11 protein-coding genes are annotated in these 14,066 nt (G+C 70.5%); 9 read left to right on the top strand and 2 right to left on the bottom strand.

Translation table 11 applies throughout. From position 1 onward, the window contains the following. Positions 1 to 94 precede the first annotated feature (94 nt). Positions 95 to 1,570 carry a serine/threonine-protein kinase gene (locus tag AC6JA9_RS37925; protein ID WP_497960819.1) on the top strand — a complete coding sequence of 492 codons (1,476 nt, stop codon included), beginning with the start codon at positions 95 to 97 and terminating at the stop codon, positions 1,568 to 1,570. Positions 1,571 to 1,642: 72 nt separating this feature from the next. Here AC6JA9_RS37925 and AC6JA9_RS37920 read toward each other — a convergent pair whose 3' ends face one another. Further along, positions 1,643 to 2,503: a YsnF/AvaK domain-containing protein gene (locus AC6JA9_RS37920; RefSeq protein WP_223782741.1), complete on the bottom strand. Its 861-nt coding sequence runs from the start codon at positions 2,501 to 2,503 to the stop codon at positions 1,643 to 1,645. A 368-nt stretch (positions 2,504 to 2,871) separates the two neighbouring features. On the opposite strand from AC6JA9_RS37920, the gene AC6JA9_RS37915 reads away from it, so the two are divergent. The 8 genes from AC6JA9_RS37915 (at position 2,872) to AC6JA9_RS37880 (ending at position 11,936) form a co-directional block, all read left to right on the top strand. Continuing rightward, positions 2,872 to 4,080: an ABC transporter substrate-binding protein gene (locus AC6JA9_RS37915; RefSeq protein WP_223750719.1), complete on the top strand. Its 1,209-nt coding sequence runs from the start codon at positions 2,872 to 2,874 to the stop codon at positions 4,078 to 4,080. Further along, positions 4,081 to 5,001, top strand: a complete 921-nt coding sequence (locus AC6JA9_RS37910; RefSeq protein WP_046716478.1) for a branched-chain amino acid ABC transporter permease — start codon at positions 4,081 to 4,083, stop codon at positions 4,999 to 5,001. After that, positions 5,001 to 6,065: a branched-chain amino acid ABC transporter permease gene (locus tag AC6JA9_RS37905; protein ID WP_223750720.1), complete on the top strand. Its 1,065-nt coding sequence runs from the start codon at positions 5,001 to 5,003 to the stop codon at positions 6,063 to 6,065. The genes AC6JA9_RS37910 and AC6JA9_RS37905 overlap by 1 nt, the downstream gene beginning before the upstream one ends. Beyond that, positions 6,062 to 6,946 carry an ABC transporter ATP-binding protein gene (locus tag AC6JA9_RS37900; protein WP_370640426.1) on the top strand — a complete coding sequence of 295 codons (885 nt, stop codon included), beginning with the start codon at positions 6,062 to 6,064 and terminating at the stop codon, positions 6,944 to 6,946. The genes AC6JA9_RS37905 and AC6JA9_RS37900 overlap by 4 nt, the downstream gene beginning before the upstream one ends. Continuing rightward, positions 6,943 to 7,698: an ABC transporter ATP-binding protein gene (locus AC6JA9_RS37895; RefSeq protein WP_267699255.1), complete on the top strand. Its 756-nt coding sequence runs from the start codon at positions 6,943 to 6,945 to the stop codon at positions 7,696 to 7,698. The genes AC6JA9_RS37900 and AC6JA9_RS37895 overlap by 4 nt, the downstream gene beginning before the upstream one ends. A 188-nt stretch (positions 7,699 to 7,886) precedes the next feature. Further along, positions 7,887 to 8,660, top strand: a complete 774-nt coding sequence (locus tag AC6JA9_RS37890; protein ID WP_223782740.1) for a hypothetical protein — start codon at positions 7,887 to 7,889, stop codon at positions 8,658 to 8,660. A 163-nt stretch (positions 8,661 to 8,823) separates the two neighbouring features. After that, on the top strand, positions 8,824 to 11,043 hold the full coding sequence (locus AC6JA9_RS37885) for a WD40/YVTN/BNR-like repeat-containing protein (protein ID WP_497958601.1): 2,220 nt from the start codon (positions 8,824 to 8,826) through the stop codon (positions 11,041 to 11,043). Between the two features lie 125 nt (positions 11,044 to 11,168). Beyond that, positions 11,169 to 11,936 carry a methyltransferase domain-containing protein gene (locus tag AC6JA9_RS37880; RefSeq protein WP_497958600.1) on the top strand — a complete coding sequence of 256 codons (768 nt, stop codon included), beginning with the start codon at positions 11,169 to 11,171 and terminating at the stop codon, positions 11,934 to 11,936. A 9-nt stretch (positions 11,937 to 11,945) separates the two neighbouring features. On the opposite strand, the gene AC6JA9_RS37875 is transcribed toward AC6JA9_RS37880, so the two are convergent. Further along, positions 11,946 to 14,009: a putative metal-binding motif-containing protein gene (locus AC6JA9_RS37875; protein ID WP_223750725.1), complete on the bottom strand. Its 2,064-nt coding sequence runs from the start codon at positions 14,007 to 14,009 to the stop codon at positions 11,946 to 11,948. Positions 14,010 to 14,066: the final 57 nt, after the last annotated feature.

Here is a 14,066-nt window from a genome sequence, read left to right as displayed (position 1 = left end):
CGGGGAATCCCTCCCAGGTTGTAATAGGGGGGTGGAATTCCCTTCCTTGGAGACAGAGGTCGCGTTCCTGCGTGGGCTGGTGGCCGTGCAGCGGATGGCGGACGACATCCTGGAGGACTGCCTCCAGCGCGGCCTGACGCTGGACGCGGGCCTGGACGTCTTCCTCACGCAGTGCGCGCGCATGGTGCATGCGCCCGCGGGCTTCGTCTCCCTGCGCGGCACCCGGGGGCCCGTGCTGACGCGGGTGCTGGGCGAATTGGGCGCGGACGTGTTCGAGGCGGCGCTCTGGCGCGGCCCCAAGCGGCTGCCCAACGGGCGGATGCTCTTCTGCACCCGGCTGAAGCTGGGCACGCTGGAGCTGGGCGGGATGGGGCTCGCGGTGGAGGGCGCCTTCCCGGACGGCGGCGGGCTGGTGATGAAGCTGGTGGAGGCCATCGGCGAGCAGCTCGACACGTCGGTGCTGGCCTTCCTGGCGCTGACGGACGGGCAGGGCCCGCTGGAGCGGCTGGACGACCTGGCCATGGACGACACGCCGGTGCCGCGCGGGCGCATCGGCAAGTACGAGGTCCTCACGCCCCTGGGCACCGGCGGCATGGCCCAGGTGCTGGTGGCGCGGGCCCGGGGCCCCGAGGGGCTGGGCCGGCTGGTGGCCCTCAAGCGCATCCTCCCGCACCTGACGGCGGACCCGGCCATCGTCCAGCAGTTCCTGGACGAGGCGCGCATCGGCCTGCGGCTGGCGCACCCCAACCTGGTGCACGTGTACGACTTCGGCGAGGCGCAGGGGGCGTACTTCATCGCCATGGAGCTGGTGCGGGGCGTGGACCTGGACCGGCTCCTGCGCGCGCGCCGGGGGCCCCTGATGCCCGAGCAGGCGGTGGCGGTGGTGGTGCAGGCGCTGCACGGCCTGCAGGCGGCGCACTCGCTCAAGGGCGAGGACGGCAAGCCGCTGCACCTGGTGCACCGCGACCTGTCCCCGCACAACCTGATGGTGGGCTTCGACGGGCGGGTGAAGATTCTCGACTTCGGGGTGGCCAAGGCGCGCGCCCAGCGGACCATAACGCTGCCGGGCATCGTGAAGGGCAAGCCCCTGTACATGTCCCCGGAGCAGGCGCGGGGGCAGCGGCTGGACGCGCGCAGTGATTTGTTCGCGATGGGGCTCATCCTCTACGAGGCGCTCACCGGCAAGCGGGCGTTCGACCGGGGCGACGAGCTGCGCTCCATGCAGGCCATCTGCGACGAGCGGCTGACGCGCCCGGACTCCATCTCCCAGCCGCTGTGGGACGTGCTGGAGATGGCCCTGGCCAAGTCGCCCACGGCGCGCTTCTCCGACGCCCTGGAGATGGCGGAGCGGCTGCAGGACGCCCTCACGCCGGTGAAGGACGCGGAGCTGGCGCGGCTGATGGCCCGGCACTTCCCGGACCGGCTGCGCGAGCTGCAGCAGCTGGACCGCACCGAGGCGCAGGGCCGCCTGGGCGTGTCCCCGCCCGCGGTGGAGCAGGACATCGAGGACGTGGACACCGAGCCGCGCCCGCGTCCCTCGCCCCAGCCCCAGAAGAAGGCCGCGCGCTGACCCCGGCACCGCCCCCGTGCTGTCGGGGAGCGGTGGCCGGGTGCCATGCCTTCACTTCACGCGACCGATGCCTCAGGAGCGGCGCAGCGACGGGTCGTCGGACGTCGCGTTGAGGGTGCGCGGCGCGTCGACCTCGCCCTCGGTGCGGATGTCCACGTTCTCGTGGCGCACCCGCTCGGTGAAGCGGCGCTCCTCCTCGACGACGTCCTTGTGGATGACGACCTCCTCGTCGAGCACCTGGCGCTTGATGACCTCCGCCTCCTCGGCGTGCAGGGGGACGACGATGGTCTCGTCCTTGAACGCGCCCGTCACCGGCGTGTCCGACGTCACCGCCCGCCGCTCCACGCGGACCCGCTCGTGGCGCAGGGGGACCTTCACCACCTCCTCCTCCTCCACGATCTCCTTGTGCACGCGCAGCTCTCCGGCCTGCATGTCGTGCTTCTCCACGCTCAGCCGCTCCCGGTGGACGGGGATGGAGATGTCACGGTTGTCGTTCCACTCCGTCTTGGCGCGCCGCAGCTCCGTGTCCGCCTTCATGTTGGCCTGGTAGCCGACGTCCTCCTTCAAGCCCGTGGTGGGCAGCGGCGTCACCGAGGCCCGGCCCGCGTTCAGGTCCGTCTCCCGCACGCGCGTCTCCGTCACCGTGCGCTCGGACGCCAGCCCCATGGCGCCGGCGGTGCCCAGGTCCGCGCCGCTCCGGGTGCGCTCCGCCTCGGAGACCTGCTGCAGGGCCTCCTTGCCGCGGTTGAGGATGACCTCCCCGTTGCGAATCTCGCTCACCTCGGTGAAGGAGACCCGGTAGTCCTTGGGGAAGAACAGGCCTCTCTCGATGTGGAACGCGTCGTCGCCGATGGCGAAGACCTTGCCGAGCTTCTCGTCGTCGATGCTGCGGACAACCATCCCTTCGCGTACGTCCTTCTTGTTCTTGAGCATGGCTGGCTCCTCCTGAATGCCTCCTGCTGCATCACCGGGAAGGTGGGAGCGGGTCCGCGGATGAACAGTGTCTCGCCAACATGCGTGCTCAGGGCTCGCCCCCGTGGTCGCCGTCGCGCCCCATGCCCGCCCGCCCGCGCGAACTCCGGCCCTGTCCACTTTCCGGGCACCCCCGGCGAAGCGGGTGGGATGACGCGGGAGCCTGGGATTCGAGCGCTCCGCCCTCGACGGGGGCTCGCGTGACGCGCCGCACGGAGGGTACGTGGGGGGAGGGCCTGTCTGGCAGCGCGCTTGACCCATGGAGAGGGCTCCCCTAGAAAACCGGGGCTTTGACTCGCAGCACCCCCTGTTGAGGAGGATTGCTCCGCATGCGACGCCTTGCCCCGATGCTGCTCGCCGCGCTCGCCGTCTTGGCGGCCGCCTGCGAGAAGAAGACGCAGCCCACCCCTTCTGGTGAGGCCGGCACGCAGGCCGCGCAGGGACAGGCCCCAAGCCCCGGCGGCGGCACGCCCGCGGGCGCGGACACCATCCTGCTGGGCCAGGTGGGCGCGCTCACCGGCGGCCAGGCGACGTTCGGCATCTCCACGCGCAACGGCATCGAGCTGGCGCTCAAGGAGGCCAACGCCGCCGGCGGCGTGAACGGCAAGAAGCTGGCGATCCGCGTCTACGACAACCAGAGCAAGCCGGAGGAGGCCGCGCAGGCCACCACCCGTCTCATCACCCAGGACAAGGTGGTGCTCATCCTGGGCGACGTGGCCTCGTCCAACTCGCTGGCCATGGCGGAGAAGGCGCAGGCGGCGGGCGTGCCCATGATTACCCCTTCGTCCACCAACACCACGGTGACGGAGAAGGGCGACTACATCTTCCGCGTGTGCTTCATCGACCCGTTCCAGGGCTTCGTGATGGCGAAGTTCGCCCGCGAGGACCTGAAGCTCGGCAAGGTGGCGGTGCTGCAGGACAACAAGAGCGCCTACTCCATCGACCTGTCGGGCGTGTTCACGCGCAAGTTCACGGAGATGGGCGGGAAGATCGCCACCACGGAGAGCTACAGCCAGGGCGACACCGACTACCGCGCGCAGCTGACGGCCATCAAGAAGACGCAGCCGGATGGCATCTACGTGCCGGGCTACTACAGCGAGGTGGGCGTCGTCGCCCGCCAGGCGCGCGAGGTGGGCCTCAAGGTGCCGCTGATGGGCGGCGACGGCTGGGACTCCGAGAAGCTCTTCGAGCTGGGTGGCAGCGCCATCACCGGCAGCTACTTCTCCAACCACTACTCGCCGGACAACCCGGACCCCCGCGTGCAGAAGTTCATCGCGGACTACAAGGCGGCCTACGGCGGCGTCCCGGACGCGCTCGCGGCGCTGGGCTACGACGCGGCCCGCGTGGCGATTGAAGCGCTCAAGCGCGCCAAGGATTTGAGCGGCCCGTCCGTGCGCGACGCGATTGCCCAGACCAAGGACTTCCCGGGCGTGGCGGGCACCGTCACCCTGGATGAGAAGCGCAACGCCGTGAAGTCCGCCGTCGTCCTCAAGGTCGGGGATGGCAAGACGCAGTACGTGACGACCATCAATCCCTAAATGGCGCAGCTCCTCCAGCACCTCATCAACGGCCTGGCCGCCGGCACCATCTACGCGCTCGTCGCGCTCGGCTACACGATGGTGTACGGCGTCCTCAAGCTCATCAACTTCGCCCACGGCGACGTCATGATGGTCGGCGTCTACATGGGCTACGCCACCGCGTTCGCGATTGGACGCGAGGCGCGCGGCTCGTTCCTGGGCATTGCCGCCGTCTTCGCGGTGGCCATGCTGGGCTGCGCGCTCATGGGCTTCCTCATCGAGCGCTTCGCCTACCGTCCCCTGCGCGAGAAGCCCCGGCTGACAGCGCTCATCACCGCCATCGGCATCTCCTTCGCCCTGTCCTACGGCTTCCAGCTGGACATCGGCTTCCTGCCGGGCGCCAGCCCCCGCGCGTTCCCCGAAATCATCGAGCCCACCGAGTGGCTCATCATCGGGGACCGCGACGTCGTCGTGTGGAACTGGCAGGTCATCAGCTTCCTCATCGCCGTGGGGTTGATGGTGGGCCTGCAGTACCTGGTGTTCGGCACGCGCTTCGGCCGGGCCATGCGCGCGGTGTCCTGGGACCACCGGGTGGCGGCGCTGATGGGCATTCCCACCGACCGGGTCATCGCGCTGACGTTCATGCTCAGCAGCGGCCTGGCCGCGGGCGCGGGCCTGCTCTACGCCATCAAGGACACGTCGGTGAGCCCGCTGATGGGCCTGTACGTGGGCCTCAAGGCCTTCGTCGCGGCGGTGATTGGCGGCATCGGCCACGTGCCGGGCGCGGTGGTGGGCGCGCTGGTGCTGGGGCTGGTGGAGGAGTTCGTCGTCGGCTACGCGGCCAGCACCTGGCGCGACGCGGTGGCCTTCGGCTTCCTCATCCTGGTGCTGCTCGTGAAGCCCGGTGGCCTGTTCGGCCGGGTCGCCGCGGAGAAGGTCTGATGGAGACCCCCGCGCTTCCCATCCCCGAGGCCCGCACGCTCGTGCCGCCCTCGCTGCGTGGCGTGCTGCCGGTCCTCGTCGCCATCCCCACGCTGGTGCTGTTCCAGTGGGCGCTGAGCGGCTCCGACTTCGCCACGTACCTGTTGTCCGTCGTCGGCGTGAACATCATCCTCGCGGTGAGCCTCAACATCGTGAACGGGATGACGGGGCAGTTCTCCATCGGCCACGCGGGCTTCATGGCCGTGGGCGCGTACATCGCCGGGTACTGCTCGCTGCAGCTCAAGGAGGTGGCGCTGTCCTTCCTCCCCGTGGCGGCCAGCGACCAGGTGCTCTTCACCGTGGCGCTGCTCGCGGGCGGCGTCGCGGCGGCGGCGTGCGGCTTCCTGGTGGGCCTGCCGTCCCTGCGCCTGCGCGGTGACTACCTGGCCATCGTCACGCTGGGTTTCGGCGAAATCATCCGCGTCGTGGTTCAGAACACGGACGCGTTCGGCCGCGCGCTGGGCCTGTCGGGCATCCCCCAGTACTCGAGCCCCGGCATGGTGTTCTTCTGGGTGTTCCTGGTGGTGCTGGCCGCGCGCCGCATCGCCGGCTCCAGCCACGGCCGCAGCCTGTGGGCCATCCGCGAGGACGAGGTGGCCGCCGAGGCCATGGGCGTGGACACCACCGGCTACAAGGTGCGCGCGTTCGTCTTCTCGTCGTTCTTCGCGGGCATCGCCGGCGGCCTGTTCGCCCACTTCGTGCCCATCATCAACCCCGGCTCCTTCACCTTCGTGCGCTCGATGGAAATCGTCGTCATGGTGGTGCTGGGCGGCCTGGGCTCCACCACGGGCGCCTTCGTCGCGGCCATCTTCCTGACGCTGCTGCCCGAAGGCATGCGCTCCCTGTTCGGCGCGCTGGGCACCGAGGGCAGCCTGGCGCAGCGGGTGGACCAGATTCGCATGCCCATCTACGGCCTGTTGCTCGTCGTCTTGATGCTCGCCAGGCCCCAGGGCCTGTTCGGCACGAAGGAGATCTGGGACGTGCTGCCACGGTGGCTGCCCCGCAAGCGCCGGGGGCTGGCGTGAGCGCGAACGTGACGGCCCTCTCCTCCACGTCCCCCGAGCCCGTGCTGGTGGCGGACGGCGTGAGCATCCAGTTCGGCGGCCTCAAGGCGCTCACCGACTTCCACCTGTCCATCCGGCAGGGGGACTTGCTGGGCCTCATCGGCCCCAACGGCGCGGGCAAGTCCACCGCGTTCAACGTGCTGACGGGCGTCTACCAGCCCACCCAGGGCGTGGTGCGCGTGAGCGGCACGCAGGTCAACGGGCGCAAGCCGCATCAAATCAACCTGCTGGGCGTGGCGCGCACCTTCCAGAACATCCGCCTGTTCCGCGCGCTCTCCGCGCTGGACAACGTGAAGGTGGCCTGCCGTGCTCAGACGGCGCTGCACCAGTCCAGCCTCAGCGTGGGCTCCAAGCTGCGCAACGCGGCCCACAACTACGCGGACTGGTGGCGCTCGCTCCTGCTCACCCCGGGCTTCCAGCGCGAGGAGCGGCGGCTGACCGAGCAGGCCGAGCACCTGCTGGAGGTCATGGGCCTGTCGCACCGCCGCGACGAGGAGGCGCGAAACCTCCCCTACGGTGAGCAGCGCCGGCTGGAGATTGCCCGCGCCCTGGGCAGCCAGCCCCGGGTGCTGCTGCTCGACGAGCCCGCCGCCGGCATGAACACGCGCGAGAAGGCGGACCTGATGGTGCTCATCCGCAAGCTGCGCGACGACTTCAAGCTGGGTGTGCTGGTCATCGAGCACGACATGAAGCTGGTGATGGGCATCTGCGAGCGCATCACCGTGCTGGACCACGGCGAGACCATCGCGCGCGGGGCGCCCGCCGAGGTGCGCAGCGACCGCAAGGTCATCGAGGCGTACCTGGGCGACAGCTACCTGGAGAGTCACGGAGGCGCGGCGTGAGCGAGGCGCAGGTGAAGACGCTGGGTGAGCGCCAGGCCTTCGCGCCGCTCCTGACGGTGGAGGGCATCAAGGTCCACTACGGCGCCATCCAGGCCCTGAAGGGCGTGTCGCTGACGGTGGGCAAGGGTGAAGTCGTCGCCCTCATCGGCGCCAACGGCGCGGGCAAGACGAGCACCCTGCGCGCGGTGAGCGGCATGCTCAAGGCCAGCGCCGGGAAGATTCGCTTCGGCGGCCAGGACACCACCCACCTCAAGGCGCACCAGCTGGTGCCCCGGGGCATGGCGCACGCGCCGGAGGGGCGGGGCATCTTCCCCAACATGTCCGTGCTGGAGAACCTGGAGCTGGGCGCCTACCTGCGCCGCGACACCGCGGAGGTGAAGGCGGACATGGAGAAGAGCTTCACGCTCTTCCCCGTGCTCAAGGAGCGGCGCACCCAGATGGCGGGCACGCTGTCCGGCGGCGAGCAGCAGATGCTGGCCATCGCCCGCGCGCTGCTCAGCCGGCCCCAGCTGCTCTTGTTGGACGAGCCCTCGCTGGGCCTCGCCCCGCAGGTGACGGAGACCATCTTCCGCACCCTGCGCGAGGTGAACCAGACGGGTGTCAGCGTGCTGCTGGTGGAGCAGAACGCCCACCTGGCGCTCAACTGCGCCCACTACGGCTACGTGCTGGAGACGGGCGAGGTGGCGATGGCGGGCCCCGGCAAGGCGCTCCTGGAGAGCGCGGAGGTGCGCCGGGCCTACCTGGGTGAATAGCTTCCGGAGGCCGATTTTCAGCCTCCGAAGCGCCCGCTTCCGTCCGGCCGCGGACGCTTCTGGGGTGTGCGTGACACCTGGAAACTGGCGGCTGTCCCAATCTCGGGTAGTCAGAAGTCGAGCAGTTCTATTAGCGTCGTCCGACGCACCGCGTTCATCTCCCACACCAAATTTCAGGAAGCGCGCCCATGCCTTCGTTGTCTCGCCTCCTTGCCGCCCTTGCCACCCTGTCGCTGATTTCACTCGCGTGCGTCAGCGCCCAGAAGACCGACCCCAACCAGCAGGCGACCTCCACCGTCGAGGAGCTGCCGAACGAGGGCGGTGAGTCGGGGGGCCAGCCGGCCGCCGCCGCGGGCCCGCAGCTGACCGAGGTGACGGCCGAAGAGGGCTTCACCGTGAAGATGCCGGGCCAGCCCCAGGTCCAGCGCCAGAAGGTGAACATCCCCGCGGGCGAGGTCTCCACGGCGGCGTACTCGCTGCAGACCGCCGAGGGCGTCATCTACTCCATCAGCACCGCGGACTACCCGGAGAAGGTCGTCGCGAGCCGTCCTCCCGAGGCGTTCCTCAACGAGGGCCGCGACGGCCTCACCAACCAGCTCAAGGGCACCGTCAGCAACGAGCAGGAGCTCACGCTGGATGGCTACCCCGGCAAGTCCTACACGGTGTCCTCGCCCAACGGCGAGGTGCGCGCGCGCAACTACCTGGTGGGCCCGCGCCTCTACACCATGCTGGTCCTCTACAACCCGAGCATCGGCGCGCCGGGCGCGGAGGACTTCCTGGGCTCGCTGGGGCTGGTGAATCCTCCTCCGGCCATTCCGCGCGCGGGCGCGGCGGGCGCGGATGGTGGCGTGGGTGACGGTGGCACGGACCCGGACGCAGGCGCTGTCGAGGCCACCGCTCCGGACGCCGGTGCCCCGGATGCGGGCGCTCCCGCCCCCGCGAAGCGTCGTCGCGCCAAGTAGTCGGAGGGCTCGCCCCGGGCCGCGCTCCCTTCGCTGGGGAGCGTGCAGCCGGCGACACGGGCCCCGTTGCTGTTCAACGGATGGGGGCCCGCACGCTGCGGGGTGACTTCCCTCGGTAGGTGCTCGCCCACATTCTCTCCTCGGATGTCCGGGGAGGGGATTCATGACAGGGCTTGCAGGGGCCTTGCTCGCCGCGGTGCTCGCGGCGGGTGGGACGGCGTTGGTACCGGTGAGCGGGGGCAATGCCCTCACGCTCCCGGCGCAGCGCCACATCGTTCGAGTCGAGACAGGCAGTGGTCGTCCCGCGAGCCTGCTGGTGGCCATCCAGCACGGCAACGTGGAGTCCAAGGGGCTGGTGCTCTACCGCTCCGAGGACGCGCTGCGCACGGTGCGGCGGGTGGGCGACATCCAGTCGGATGCCACGCACGCGGACCGGGCGGAGCTGCTCGCGGTGGGGCGGGACGTGGCGCTCGTGTATTCCTACGAGGGGCCACAGCTGGAGCCCTCCAGCCGGCATGACGTCTGGTTCCAGTGGTGGCGCTACCAGTCCGGCGCGGACACGTGGACGCCGGAGCCGGCGGTGCGGGTGATGAACGCGGACGCGAGCACGGGCTACTCGCGGGCGCTGCTCGCGCGGGACTCGAAGGGGCGGCTGTGGGTGCAGGCCTTCCGGCTGGAGTCCGACGGCGGCTCCACGGCGGTGGTGGCGGTGTCCACGGACGGGGGGCAGAGCTTCGGTGGGCACCAGGCGCTGGACAAGGTGAGAAGGCGCGGCGGAGGACGGCTGCTGAGCGTGGGGACGCGGCTGGTCTTCGTCTACGCCATGCATGACGGCTTCGTGCCCACGCGGATGCGCGTGCGTGACGACGAGGACCCGACGGGCACCTGGGCGCCCGTGCGCGAGGCGTTCTCCGACGGCATCTACCATGGCGCGGCGCTGAGCGCGGTGGCGGACGGCCGGGGCGGCATGCACCTGGTCTACAAGGACGAGCAGGAGCGGCTGTACTACCGGCGCTTCGACGGGACGTCCTTCGGGCCGCGCACGCTGGTGGAGGGCACGTCGGACTGGGCCATCCAGGCCGCCGTCACCCGCGTGGGGGACTCGCTCTACATCTTCTACAACCGCATGCGCGTGCTCAACGCGCACTACGAGCTGCGCGCGAGGGTGCTCGCGCCGGACGGCACGCTGGGCAGCGCGGTGACGCTGGATGGGGACGCGACGTTCAAGGGCTATCCCAACGCGGTGGACGTGCTGCCCTCGGACAGCGCGGAGGTGCCGTGCCTGTATGGCGAGGCGCCGGACGCGAGCTCGCGGGGCACGGTGTCGCGGGTGGCGTGGGTGCGGGACGAGGAGCCGCAGGGGGAGGGGCCGTTCTCGCTCGACGTGGTGCGCTCCTCCTCCAGTCACGAGCTGCTCGCGGTGGATGGGGCCGGCACGCTGTACGGGCTCGCGGTGGGGGGCGAGCGCTCGCGGCTGATGGCGAGCACGGATGGGGGCGTGAGCTTCTCCGCGCGGAGCCAGGACAGCGGCAACCTGTGGACGATGGCGGCGATGTCGAACGGGACGCTGCTGGCGGTGGTGAGTCACAGCGGCGCGTACTTCCTGAAGCGCTCGACGGACGGCGGGCGCACGTGGCGGGACGAGGTGAGCCTGGGCAGCTACCGGGCGATGGGGCCGCGCAGCTTCGCGCAGCTCGGGAACACCTGGTTCTTCCTCGAGTACCAGACGTTCACCTCGTCCGCGGTGCCGGTGCGGCTGTGGGCGAGCACGGACAGCGGGGCGAGCTGGAGTGTGCGCTCCACGCTGACGGCGCACCGGCATGGCCATGCGCTGGTGGCGGACCCGGCGACGGGCGCGCTGTGGGCGATGATGGGCAGCAACAAGACGCAGGCGGCGGTGCTGCGCTCGACGGATGGCGGGCGGACGTGGACGTCGATGCTGCAGGGCTACGCGGCCAACGGCGTGGCGGGCGGGGTGCTGGCGGACGGCACGCTGCTGCTCGGCCAGTCGACGCTCTTCGAGCCCGAGCATCCGAAGCTGCTGCGGGTGTCGCGCACGGGGCAGGTGAGCACGGTGTTCGAGCTGCCGGGGCCGGCGTACTCGCTGGCGGCGGCGCCCGGCGGTGGCTGGGTGCTGGGCACGGCGTGGTCCAGCGCCGGGGACGTGCACGCGGCGGGGGATGTCTTCGTGCGGCTGTTCACCAGCGGCGATGGGGCGACGTGGAGCGAGGCGCGGCGGTATGAGCGGCTGGGTGGCGCGGACCTGGCGCGCGCCGACGTGTGGGGCGTGCTGCCCTCCGGGGACCTGGTGGTGCGGATGGAGAACGTGAGCGGCTTCGGGAGCGCGGGGACGGGCTTCCAGGTGCTGCGCATCCGACGCTGAGCGTGAGGCGTGAGGTGGGGCCCGAGTGCTCCACCTCACGGTGCACGTCGGTGTGCGAGCACGGGCCCACGTCGTGGGTTACATCCTCCGGTGCGCGACGTGGGCGCGTCACCGGGAGGACAGGCATGTGGGACCCGACGCAGTACACGCGCTTCCGTGACGAGCGGAAGCGCCCGTTCTTCGAGCTGCTGTCGCGCGTGGACGCGCAGTCCCCCTCGCACGTGGCGGACCTGGGCTGCGGGACGGGGGACCTCACGCGCGTGCTGTCCGAGCGCTGGCCCCGGGCCCGGGTGGTGGGCGTGGACTCCTCGGTGGAGATGGTCGAGGAGGCGCGCCGCCGTCCGGGCTCGGCCACCGTGCGCTTCAAGGTGGGGGATCTGGCGGACTGGAGTCCGGAGCAGCCGCTGGACGTGCTCGTGTCGAACGCGGCGCTGCACTGGCTGCCGGACCACGCGACGTTGATGGGGCGCCTGGTGGCGAAGCTGGCCCCGAGCGCCGTGCTGGCCTTCCAGGTCCCCGCCAACTTCGAGGCGCCCTCACATCGGCTCGTCGACGAGGTGCGCGGCCTGCCGCGCTTCGCCGCGAAGCTCGCGCCCGTGCGACGCAGGCCCGTGGAGACGCTGGAGCGCTATGAGTCCCTGCTCTCCGACCTGGGCCTGTCCGTGGACGCGTGGGAGACCACGTACCTGCACCTGCTGCCGGGCGAGGACGCGGTGCTCCAGTGGCTGCTGGGCACGACGCTGCGCCCCGTGCTGGCGGCGCTGGGGGGCGAGGAGGGCCAGGCCTTCGTGGAGGAGCTGCGGCCCCGGCTGCGTCAGGCGTACCCCGCGCATGCGCGGGGCACTCCGTTCCTTTTCACCCGCCGCTTCGTGGTGGCGCGACGGGGCGGGTGACTCGAGCGGCTACGGCCACGCCGGCCAGCGGACGATGCGCCCGTCGTTGCCGACCACCCACAGGTCATCGGGACCCGTTCCGGTGATGTCGTTGTAGCGCCTGTCTCCCGAGTAGACATTCGTCCACGACTGCCCGTCGTACCGGTAGATGTGCTGGTTGGCGCAGGTGGCGTACGCCGAGCCAGCGCCGAAGGCGATGACAGACGTCAGTTGATGGTTGTTGGGGAAGGTCTGCCGGGTCCACGTCGTGCCGTTGACCTTCCTCAACACCGTTCCACCGTCGCCCACGGCGAAGGCCACCCGCTCGTTGACCACCCAGACGCCTCGCAGGCGCTGGGCTCCAATCGTGTCCTGCTCGGCGTTCTCCGACTCCCAGCGGCTGTTGCCCGGGTTGAACCGGAAGACCCGCGGGCCCCCCGACTGCCCGCCCACCAGCAGCAGGTGCGCATGGGAGATGCCATGCACGTCCTCGACCTTGGGGAGCGGGTTGTTGGCGGCATTGTAGTCGAGCGTGCCGCCGCCATCCCATGCGAAAGCCTGGCCCGTCGTCGCTGAGTCGGTGTCATTGGGCGACGCGGCGCCGTGAATCGTGAGCACCCCGCCGTTCCTCACGCCCGTCAGGCCGAAGATCCACTTGTCATCGTCCGACACCTGGGTGCAACCCGAGGCGTTGACGTCCTGGTGCGCCTTCTTGCCGCCCTCTGAGCCGAGCCACACCCGGCCATTGTTGCCAGGGTCGGCCCAGACGGCGCGCCACTGCGTGTCGGACGCGCCGCAGCCCGTGTCCGAGGTGACGGAGAAGTTGGTGGCGCTCGGCACCAGCTTCGCGAGCCGGTCGTCGTGGCCGCCCACCCACACGCCGCCCTTCGTCCACGAGGAGGCGGAGTACCAGTGCTTCTGTCCTCCACTGGTGACGGTCCGGCTGCTCCATGCCGGAGCCGCGCCACCCGGGCACACCGCCTGCGCGTTCTCGGGCTGATCATCGCAGTCGTTGTCCAGCCCGTCGCAAATCTCCGGAGCGCCCGGATACGTGCGCGCGTTGCCGTCGTTGCAGTCCGTGTTGTTGGTGACCCAGACGCCCGCGGGCTTCACGCAGGAGCGCACCTCTCCGGAGGCCGCGCCGAAGCCATCGCCGTCCTCGTCCGGGTACCAGGCCGTCGGCGTCACCGTGGACACACAGGTGACCCCCAGCTTGTCCTCCGCGCAGGCATGCGCGCCCGCGCACTGGAACGCGTCCGTGCACGCCTGGGTGAGCTGAGGGAAGTCCTCGTCCAGCCGGCCGTCGCAGTTGGTGTCCTCGCCGTCGCAGCGGTCCTGGCTGCCCGGGTGCACGCTGAAGGCGTTGTCGTTGCAGTCGTCCGGCGGCCCCGACGTGTAGCCCTCGGGCGTGGCGTTGCAGACGAGGAGCGGCTCGGAGCCCAGCTGTCCGTGACCGTCCCTGTCGTTGTCCGGATACACGCTGCGGCTCGGTGGCGTCTCACAGTACTGGACGAAGTCCGTCAGGTCGCAGCGGTAGACACCGTGACAGTCATCCGACGTCGAGCAGCTCGCGCCCAGCTGGAAGTGCTCCGCGTCACCGACGCCGTCGCAGTTGTCGTCCCGGTCGTTGCACCGCTCCTCGACGCCCGGGTTGATGTCGGCCACGTCGTCCCGACAGTCGGTGCCGTTGCTGCTCACGTCGACATAGCCGTCCTGGTCCGCGTCCACCGCCTGCAACGTCAGCGTGGTGTCCTGGATGGCATCCATCACCAGCGTCACGCGCTGCGAGTCGGTGACCACGCCGTCACCCACGCAGGCCTGCTCGAAGGCCGTGGCGCGCACCTCCACCGTCTTTCCCCAGTCCGTCGGAGGCGCCACGCCCACCGTCATCGTGCCGCCCTGGGCCCGCGTCCCGCGCACCTCCGTCACGTCCTGGGTGAGCTCCTTGCCGCTCTCCACGTCGCGCGCTTGCACGCGCAGGCAGCCGGGCAGGAAACGGGTGTAGTTCACCGTGACCTTCACCGCGCCCTGGGTGACGTCCTTCTTGCAGCCGACGATGAGGACCAAGGGGAGTACGAGCAGGAGGCGTCTCATGAGACGGAGTCTACCTGCTCCGGGCCCTGTCTCACGCGTTCGCGTGACGGGGTTGAA

This window comes from Myxococcus sp. MH1, from assembly GCF_059738865.1.
Note: the sequence above shows the minus strand (reverse complement) of the source record. Positions and strands in the feature narration are given on the sequence as shown.

What these genes read in the sequence shown, in the direction of transcription:
- AC6JA9_RS37885 (WP_497958601.1), top strand. Translation starts at nt 8,824, where the DNA reads ATGACAGGGCTTGCAGGGGCCTTGCTCGCCGCGGTGCTCGCGGCGGGT.
- AC6JA9_RS37875 (WP_223750725.1), bottom strand. Translation starts at nt 14,009, where the DNA reads ATGAGACGCCTCCTGCTCGTACTCCCCTTGGTCCTCATCGTCGGCTGC.
- AC6JA9_RS37915 (WP_223750719.1), top strand. Translation starts at nt 2,872, where the DNA reads ATGCGACGCCTTGCCCCGATGCTGCTCGCCGCGCTCGCCGTCTTGGCG.
- AC6JA9_RS37880 (WP_497958600.1), top strand. Translation starts at nt 11,169, where the DNA reads ATGTGGGACCCGACGCAGTACACGCGCTTCCGTGACGAGCGGAAGCGC.
- AC6JA9_RS37905 (WP_223750720.1), top strand. Translation starts at nt 5,001, where the DNA reads ATGGAGACCCCCGCGCTTCCCATCCCCGAGGCCCGCACGCTCGTGCCG.
- AC6JA9_RS37920 (WP_223782741.1), bottom strand. Translation starts at nt 2,503, where the DNA reads ATGCTCAAGAACAAGAAGGACGTACGCGAAGGGATGGTTGTCCGCAGC.
- AC6JA9_RS37890 (WP_223782740.1), top strand. Translation starts at nt 7,887, where the DNA reads ATGCCTTCGTTGTCTCGCCTCCTTGCCGCCCTTGCCACCCTGTCGCTG.
- AC6JA9_RS37910 (WP_046716478.1), top strand. Translation starts at nt 4,081, where the DNA reads ATGGCGCAGCTCCTCCAGCACCTCATCAACGGCCTGGCCGCCGGCACC.
- AC6JA9_RS37925 (WP_497960819.1), top strand. Translation starts at nt 95, where the DNA reads ATGGCGGACGACATCCTGGAGGACTGCCTCCAGCGCGGCCTGACGCTG.